Source organism: Streptomyces sp. MZ04, from assembly GCF_004684775.1.
Taxonomy (GTDB): Bacteria; Actinomycetota; Actinomycetes; order Streptomycetales; family Streptomycetaceae; genus Streptomyces.
Map to the genome: position 1 here is coordinate 1 of NZ_SRIC01000362.1, position 7370 is coordinate 7370.

8 protein-coding genes are annotated in these 7370 nt (G+C 70.5%); 1 reads left to right on the top strand and 7 read right to left on the bottom strand.

The features are described 5' to 3' along the window. Positions 1–39 precede the first annotated feature (39 nt). From E2651_RS39165 to E2651_RS39195, 7 genes are all read right to left on the bottom strand, one after another. Positions 40–1023, bottom strand: coding sequence for a ferredoxin--NADP reductase (locus E2651_RS39165; protein WP_135336042.1), 984 nt, complete (start codon positions 1021–1023; stop codon positions 40–42). After that, positions 1016–1246: a hypothetical protein gene (locus E2651_RS39170; RefSeq protein WP_209446359.1), complete on the bottom strand. Its 231-nt coding sequence runs from the start codon at positions 1244–1246 to the stop codon at positions 1016–1018. Before E2651_RS39170 ends, E2651_RS39165 begins: the two co-directional genes overlap by 8 nt. A gap of 1 nt (position 1247) precedes the next feature. Continuing rightward, entirely contained in the window at positions 1248–2402 is a 1155-nt protein-coding gene (locus E2651_RS39175; RefSeq protein ID WP_135336043.1) for a Rieske 2Fe-2S domain-containing protein, read from the bottom strand. A gap of 9 nt (positions 2403–2411) precedes the next feature. Next, a complete protein-coding gene (dmpG, locus tag E2651_RS39180) occupies positions 2412–3440 on the bottom strand; it encodes a 4-hydroxy-2-oxovalerate aldolase (protein WP_135336044.1) in 1029 nt (342 codons plus the stop codon). Continuing rightward, complete coding sequence (locus tag E2651_RS39185; protein ID WP_135336045.1) at positions 3437–4336, bottom strand: acetaldehyde dehydrogenase (acetylating); 900 nt, start codon at positions 4334–4336, stop codon at positions 3437–3439. Before E2651_RS39185 ends, dmpG begins: the two co-directional genes overlap by 4 nt. Before the next feature lie 7 nt (positions 4337–4343). Next, the gene (locus tag E2651_RS39190) at positions 4344–5126 is read right to left on the bottom strand and encodes a 2-keto-4-pentenoate hydratase (protein ID WP_135336046.1); all 783 of its coding nucleotides are present in this window, start codon (positions 5124–5126) and stop codon (positions 4344–4346) included. A 103-nt stretch (positions 5127–5229) separates the two neighbouring features. Next, the gene (locus tag E2651_RS39195) at positions 5230–6450 is read right to left on the bottom strand and encodes an acyl-CoA dehydrogenase family protein (protein WP_135336047.1); all 1221 of its coding nucleotides are present in this window, start codon (positions 6448–6450) and stop codon (positions 5230–5232) included. 43 nt (positions 6451–6493) lie between these two features. Here E2651_RS39195 and E2651_RS39200 point away from each other — a divergent pair. Then, positions 6494–7370, top strand: an 877-nt coding sequence (locus E2651_RS39200; protein ID WP_135336048.1) for an enoyl-CoA hydratase, incomplete at its 3' end; no start/stop codon positions are given.

The following is a 7370-nucleotide window of genomic DNA, read 5'->3' on the forward strand; positions in this document are numbered from 1 at the left end:
CCCCGCCCACACCCCTGCCGGCAGCACCCCGGCAGCAACTCAGGAGTAGGCGATCTCCACGGTGCCGCTAAGCGGCAGCGCCTGGCAGGCCAGTACGTACCCCTCGGCGACGTCCTCCTCGTCGAGGACCTCGTTGCGGACCATCTTCACCTCGCCCCGCACCACCCGGCAGCAGCAGGCGCTGCACGCGCCCTCGCGGCAGGAGTACGGAGCGTCGAGCCCGGCCGCGAGGAGCGCGTCGAGCAGGAGGGTGTCCGGGCCCCAACTCACCTGATGGGACTGCCCGTCAAGATCGACGGTCGCGGTGACGGAGCCGTCGGCGGCAGCCGGTGCGGGCGTGTCGAAGACGTCGTCGGCCAGCGAGAAGTACCGCTCCCGGTGGATGTCCCGGCCGCCCGACGCGCGCAGTGCCTGCTCGGCCGCGTCCATCAGGGGGCCGGGACCACAGAGATGGGCGGTGCGCCCCGCGTAGGCCGCGAGGAGCGGGGCGAGCAGCGCGGGCGTGGGCAGGCCCTGCAGGCTCTCCAGCCAGTGCAGCACGGTGAGCCGCCCCGCGAACTCCTCGGCCAGGTGCCGCAGTTCGTCCCCGAAGATCACGGAGGCCTGGTCGCGGTTGGCGTACAGGAGTGTCACCTGGCCCTCGCCCGTCGCGAGGGCCGACTTGGTGATCGAGACGACCGGCGTGATGCCGCTGCCGCCCGCGACCAGGAGCAGATCCCGGCCGAGGTCGCGCGGAGTGAAGGTGCCGGCCGGCGGGAGCACCTCAAGATCGTCGCCGGCCGACACCTGGTCGCAGACCCAGCCGGAGCCGAGCCCTCCGGCCACCCTCTTGACCGTGACCTTCATGGGCTCGCCGGTGTGCGGGGAGCTGGCGAGGGAGTAGCAGCGGGCGGCCCCGCCCGGTATCCGCAAGGTGAGGAACTGTCCGGGCTTGTAAGGCAGTTGGGCGTCCAGGACAAGGGAAACGGCGTCGGCGGTCTCGCGGACGACCTCGGTGACGCGCACCGTGCGGGAGTCAGCCATGGCCGGCCTCCAGGGCTCCGGAGGCGACCGCCGCCGCGATGCTCCCGCGCAGCGCGTCGCACGAACGCACCCGGGCGCTCAGCTCCCCGGCGGCGACCCGCTCCCCGATCCGGGGGCAGACCGCCGCCGCCTCGTCCGTCCACTGCACCTGCGTGTGCGCGGGGCTGAACTTCTCGCACAGGACCTGGTTCCCGCAGGCCGCGCACTCCACTGGCCGCAGCACGTCAGGAGCCTTCGCGGCGGGCGCGTGCCGCCAGGTTCGCCTCGGCCTCGGCGCGCCAGGCCGCGTTGGCCCGCTCCGTGTCGATCTCGAACTCGAAGCGGCGCACCATCTCGTCCTTGACGTCGGCCACGTCGACATAGAACTGCTCGTACCAGCGGCGGAGTTGGTAGACCGGGCCGTCCTCCTCGGTGAGCAGCGGGTTGTCGATGCGGGTCTTGTTCTTCCAGATCTCGACGTCCTGCTCGAAGCCGACCGCGAGCCCGTCGGACGTCAGCCTGGCGGCGTCGGCGGCCTGCTCGTCGGTCATGCCGGGCAGCTTCTTGACGATCGCGCCGTACATCAGCATGAAGCTGTTCTCGTCGATCGGATAGTGGCAGTTGATGAGGACCGATTCCATCTCCACGCCGCCGCCCACGTCCGCCCACAGCCTGTCGATCATGTACGAGGGGCCGTAGTACGAGGCGTCGGAGCGCAGTCCGCCCTCGGCGGAGAGCGTGCCGAGATCGATGTCCGGGCGCGGGGTCGACTCCATGTACTGGGTGGCGACATGGCCGTCGAAGACGTTCTTGAAGTACTCGGGGAAGGCGTAGTGCACGTAGTAGAAGTGCGCCATGTCCACGACGTTGTCGACGATCTCACGGCAGTTGGAGTTCTCCACCCGCAGGGAGTTCCAGGTCCAGTCGCTCCACTGACCGGCGTCCGGGCCGTGGATGCCGTCGATCTCGGGGATCGTCACCTCGGGCGGCGGCGGGTTCCCCTCCGGGTCGTTCCACACGTACAACTGCTTGTTGCGTTCGAGGCAGATCCAGGCGCGGGTCTTCGCGCGCGGCGGGACACGGCGGGCATACGGAATCCCGGCGCACCGCCCGTTCCCCGCCCACCGCCAGTCGTGGAAGGGGCAGGCGACGGCGTCGCCCTTGACCGTGCCGTGGGCGAGGTTGCCGCCCATGTGGGGGCAGTAGGCGTTGAGGATGTGCAGTTGCCCGTCGTCCGCGCCCTGGAAGACGACGAGCTTGGTGCCGAACGCCTCGATCTCGTGCGGCGCACCGTCCCGGAAGGACGCGGCGAGGCCGAGACAGTGCCAGCCGCGGGCGAACCGGGCGGGCGGGGCGGCGGCCTCGATGACGCGGACCTCTTCGGTCTTCTCTACGGACATCGTTCTCCCCTACTTCCCGGCCGACAGCTCGACGGCGATGTCGATCAACTGGTCCTCCTGGCCGCCGACCAGACGACGCTCCCCGGCCCGCAGCAGAATCTCCGCGCCGGAGACGCCGTACCGCTCGGCCTGGCGGTAGGCGTGCTTGAGGAAGCTGGAGTAGACGCCGGCGTGGCCCATCAGCAGGGACATCCGGTCCAGCAGGCACTCGTCGTCCATGACGGGGCGCACGACGTCCTCGGCCGCGTCGATGATCTTCAGTACGTCGATGCCGGTGCGGATGCCCATCTTCTGGCAGACGGCGGCGAACGCCTCGACCGGCGTGTTCCCGGCCCCCGCGCCCAGGCGGCGGGTCGAGCCGTCGATCTGGAGGGCCCCGGCACGGACCGCCGCCACCGAATTGCCCACCCCCAGGCCGAGGTTCTCGTGCCCGTGGAAGCCGACCTGCGCGTCGCCGCCCAGTTCGGCGACGAGCGCCCCGACCCGGTCGGTCACGTCGTCCATGACCATGGCTCCGGCCGAGTCCACGACGTACACGCACTGGCAGCCCGCGTCCGCCATGATCCTGCCCTGCGCGGCCAGCTTCTCCGGGGTCGTGGAGTGGGCCATCATCAGGAAGCCGACGGTCTCCAGGCCCATCTCCCGTGCCAGGCCGAAGTGCTGGACCGAGATGTCGGCCTCGGTGCAGTGCGTCGCGATGCGGCAGACGCTGGCGCCATGGCCGTGCGCCGCCCGGATGTCGTCCTTCACACCGAGGCCCGGCAGCATCAGGAACGCGATCTTCGCGTCCCGTGCCGTATCGACGGCGATCTTGATGAGCTCCTGCTCGGGCGTCCTGGAGAACCCGTAGTTGAAGGAGGACCCGCCGAGCCCGTCGCCGTGCGTCACCTCGATGACGGGGACGCCGGCGCCGTCGAGCGCGCCGACGACGGAGCGCACGTCCTCGCCCGTGAACTGGTGCCGCTTGGCGTGCGAACCGTCGCGCAGCGAGGAGTCGGTGACGCGGATGTCGAGTGTTGCGGAGTACGGCCCGTTCATGCCTGCATCCCCTTCGCGAACTCCTCGCCGACCTTGGTGGCGGCGGCGGTCATGATGTCGAGGTTCCCGGCGTAGGGCGGCAGGAAGTCGCCCGCGCCCTCCACCTCCAGGAAGATCGCGACCCGCGCCATCCCGCCGTTCATGGGGGACGGGTCGTCGAACTGCGGTTCCGTGCGCAGCCGGTAGCCCGGCACGTAGGTCGCCACGCTCTCCGCGATCTCCTTCACCGACAGGGCGATCGCGTCCCGGTCGGCGTCCTCCGGTATGGCGCAGAAGACCGTGTCGCGCATGATCACGGGCGGCTCGGCGGGGTTGAGGATGATGATCGCCTTGCCGCGCTCGGCGCCGCCGATCTCCTCGATGCCGCGCGAGGTGGTGCGGGTGAACTCGTCGATGTTGGCGCGGGTTCCCGGTCCCGCCGAGACCGAGGCGACGGACGCCACGATCTCCGCGTACGCGACGGGGACGACCCGCGAGACGGCGTACACCATCGGGATCGTGGCCTGCCCGCCGCAGGTGATCATGTTGACGTTGGCCTGGTCGAGGTGCGCGGTGAGGTTCGCCGGCGGCACGACCGCGGGGCCGACGGCGGCCGGGGTCAAGTCGATGGCCTTGATGCCCAGTTCGGCATAGCGCGGGGCGTTGGCCCGGTGGACGTACGCGCTCGTCGCCTCGAAGACGAGATCCGGTGTCTCGTCGCGCTCGAGCAGCCAGTCGACGCCTTCGTGACTCGCGGTGACCCCCATCTTCCGGGCCCGCGCGAGCCCTTCGCTCTCCGGGTCGACCCCGATCATCCAGCGCGGCTCGATGTGCGCGGACCTCTGGAGCTTGTAGAGCAGGTCGGTCCCGATGTTCCCGGACCCGACGATGGCGGCGGTCGCCTTCTTCACAGTCATACACACCTCAGCAGAAGGAGAGGGATACGGAACCGAGCCCGGTGAACTCGGCGGTGTACGTGCGGCCCGCCTCGACGTCGACGGCGCGCGTGCAGGAGCCGGGCAGGACGACATGCCCCTTGCGCAGCGGCACGCCGAACCGCGCGACCGTACGGGCCAGCCAGGCCACGGAGGCGGCGGGGTCACCGAGGACCGCGTCGCTGCGGCCCTCGGCGAGCAGCTCGCCGCCGCTGGTGAGCCGCGCCTCGACGGCCCGCAGGTCGAGATCGCGGGGGTCACGCCCTTCCCCGATCACGTACCCGGCGGACGAGGCGTTGTCGGCGATCGTGTCGGCGATGGTGATCCGCCAGTCGGCGATCCGGCTGTCGATCAGCTCCAGGGCGGGCACGACCCGCTCGGTGGCTGCGAGCACATCGGCGACGGTGCAGCCATCGCCCGGCAGATCGTCACCGAGCACGAATCCGACCTCGGCCTCGACGCGGGGCGCGCAGTAGCGGGCGATCGGCACGGGACGGCTTTCGGCCAGCTCCATGTCGTCGAGCAGATGGCCGTAGTCCGGTTCGTCGACGCCCATCATGCGCTGCATCACCGGGGACGAGAGCCCGACCTTGTGGCCGTTGACGCGGGCGCCTCCGGTGATGCGCCGCTGGATGTTGATCAGCTGGATCTCGTACGCGTCCTCGGTGCCGATCCCCGGAAAGGCACCGGCGAGGGGGTCGACCGGCGTCCTGCCGTGCTCGGCGGCGCGCAGCAGTCCGGCGGCCTCCTGCCTCCGGTGGTCCGTGAGCATGGTGGCTCCTCCAGGGGGCGGTGATTGATGCGACCGACCGTAGGTCGAGCCACCCGCCACCCGTGAGCCCGGAATCCCGCTGAGCGGGAAAGCGACGCCGGCTTCAGGCCCGCGCCTCCCGGGGCAGTCCGAGGACCCGCTCGGCGATGATGTTCCGCTGGATCTCGTTGGACCCCGCGTAGATCGTGTCGGCCCGGGAGAAGAGAAAGAGCCGCTGCCAGTCGTCGAGTTCGTACGGCTCGGCGGTGGCCGCCGGTGTGCCGCCCGCGGACGTCACCCCTCCCCTGTACATCCCTCCCCCGTACATCGACGAACCGCCGCACACCTCCATCGCCAGCTCTCCGAGCTCCCGGTGCCACGTCGCCCAGAAGATCTTTCCTATGGACGCCTCGGGCCCCGGCGCACCCGCCGTGACGCCGTCCATCGTGCGCAGAGCCGTGGCCCGCATGGTCTCCAGGCCGATCCAGGAGCGGGTGAGGCGGTCGCGGATCAAGGGGTCGTCGAAGGTGCCGTTGCGCCGCGCCATGGCGATGAGGGCCTCCAACTCACGCCGGAATCCGACCTGTTGCCCCAGCGTGGACACGCCCCGCTCGAAGCCGAGGGTGGCCATGGCGATCCGCCAGCCGTCCCCCACCTCGCCCACGACATGCGCCGCGTCCGTCCGCGCCCCGTCGAAGAAGACCTCGTTGAACTCGCTCGTGCCGGTCAGCTGTGTGATGGGCCGGACCTCGACGCCGGGCTGCTGCATCGGCACGAGGAGATACGAAAGGCCCGCGTGCCGCCGCGAGCCCGGTTCCGTCCGGGCCACGACGAAGCACCACTGGGACTCATGGGCCAGCGAGGTCCATGTCTTCTGGCCGTCCACCGCCCAGGCGCCCTCGCGGAGTTCGGCGCGGGTGCGCACATTGGCGAGGTCGGACCCCGCGTCCGGCTCGCTGTACCCCTGGCACCACAGCTCCTCGACGGCCACGATCTTCGGCAGGAAGCGCCGCTTCTGCTCCTGTGTGCCGTACGCGATGAGGGTGGGGCCGAGCAGTTGCTCGCCTATGTGATTGACGCGGGCCGGGGCATCCGCGAGGGCGTACTCCTCGTGGAAGGCGACCTGCTCGGCCAGGCTCGCGCCCCGCCCGCCGTACTCCTCGGGCCAGCCGACGCAGGTCCAGCCGTGCGCGGCCATGTGCCGCTCCCACGCGAGCCGTTCGGCGAACGCCTCATGCTCCCTGCCCGGCCCTCCGGCACCCTTCAGCTCCGCGAACCTGCCGCGAAGGTGCTCCTTGAGCCAGGCCCTTACCTCGTTCCGGAACTCCTCGACGCTGCTCTTCATGCAAGCTAATCTACCAAACACTTGTTAGGGAAGGACTGGATAGATGCCCCTGGAATCCACCGAGAACGGCTCGCCCGACGCGCCCGCCGCGCCCGCCGAGCCCGCCGAGCCCGTTCTCTACGAACGGCGCGGGCCCGTCGCGTACGTCACCCTGAACCGCCCCCGCTATCGCAACGCCCAGAATTCCGCGATGACCTACGCCCTGGACGCCGCCTTCTACCGCGCGTCGGACGACCCCGAAGTGAAGGTGATCGTGCTCGGCGGCGCCGGCGAGCACTTCTCGGCGGGACACGACATCGGCACCCCCGAGCGCGACGCGCATCTCCCCTTCGAGCGGAAGGCGGGCCTGTGGTGGGACCACTCGGACAAGGCGGGCGCGGAGTCGCGCTTCGCGCGGGAGTCCGAGGTCTATCTGGGGATGTGCCGGCGCTGGCGCGAGCTGCCGAAGCCGGTCGTCGCGTCCGTGCAAGGGGCCTGCGTGGCGGGCGGGTTGATGCTGGCGTGGGTCTGCGACCTGATCGTCGCGTCGCAGGACGCGTTCTTCGCCGACCCGGTGGTGCGGATGGGGATTCCCGGTGTGGAGTACTTCGCCCATCCGTGGGTGATGCCGCCTCGGATCGCGAAGGAGTTCCTGTTCACCGGGGAGCGGATGAGTGCGGGGCGGGCCTACGAGGTGGGCATGGTGAACCGTGTGGTGCCGGGGGCGGAACTCGCGGCGGCGACCGAGGAGTTGGCGCTCCGGATCGCCGAGATGCCGCGGCTCGGCCTCGCCCTCACCAAGCGGGCGGTCAATCAGGCGGAGGATCTTCAAGGACTGCATACCGGGATGGACTCGGTCTTCGGCCTGCATCACCTCGCCCACGCGCACAACGCGGAGACCGCGGGGGACTCGCTGGGCGGGGTGGACGTGGGGGCCATGA

Bases quoted from the DNA above. Each gene is read 5' to 3' on its own strand.
- E2651_RS39165 (WP_135336042.1), bottom strand. From the start codon at position 1,023: ATGGCTGACTCCCGCACGGTGCGCGTCACCGAGGTCGTCCGCGAGACC.
- E2651_RS39175 (WP_135336043.1), bottom strand. From the start codon at position 2,402: ATGTCCGTAGAGAAGACCGAAGAGGTCCGCGTCATCGAGGCCGCCGCC.
- dmpG (WP_135336044.1), bottom strand. From the start codon at position 3,440: ATGAACGGGCCGTACTCCGCAACACTCGACATCCGCGTCACCGACTCC.
- E2651_RS39185 (WP_135336045.1), bottom strand. From the start codon at position 4,336: ATGACTGTGAAGAAGGCGACCGCCGCCATCGTCGGGTCCGGGAACATC.
- E2651_RS39190 (WP_135336046.1), bottom strand. From the start codon at position 5,126: ATGCTCACGGACCACCGGAGGCAGGAGGCCGCCGGACTGCTGCGCGCC.
- E2651_RS39195 (WP_135336047.1), bottom strand. From the start codon at position 6,450: ATGAAGAGCAGCGTCGAGGAGTTCCGGAACGAGGTAAGGGCCTGGCTC.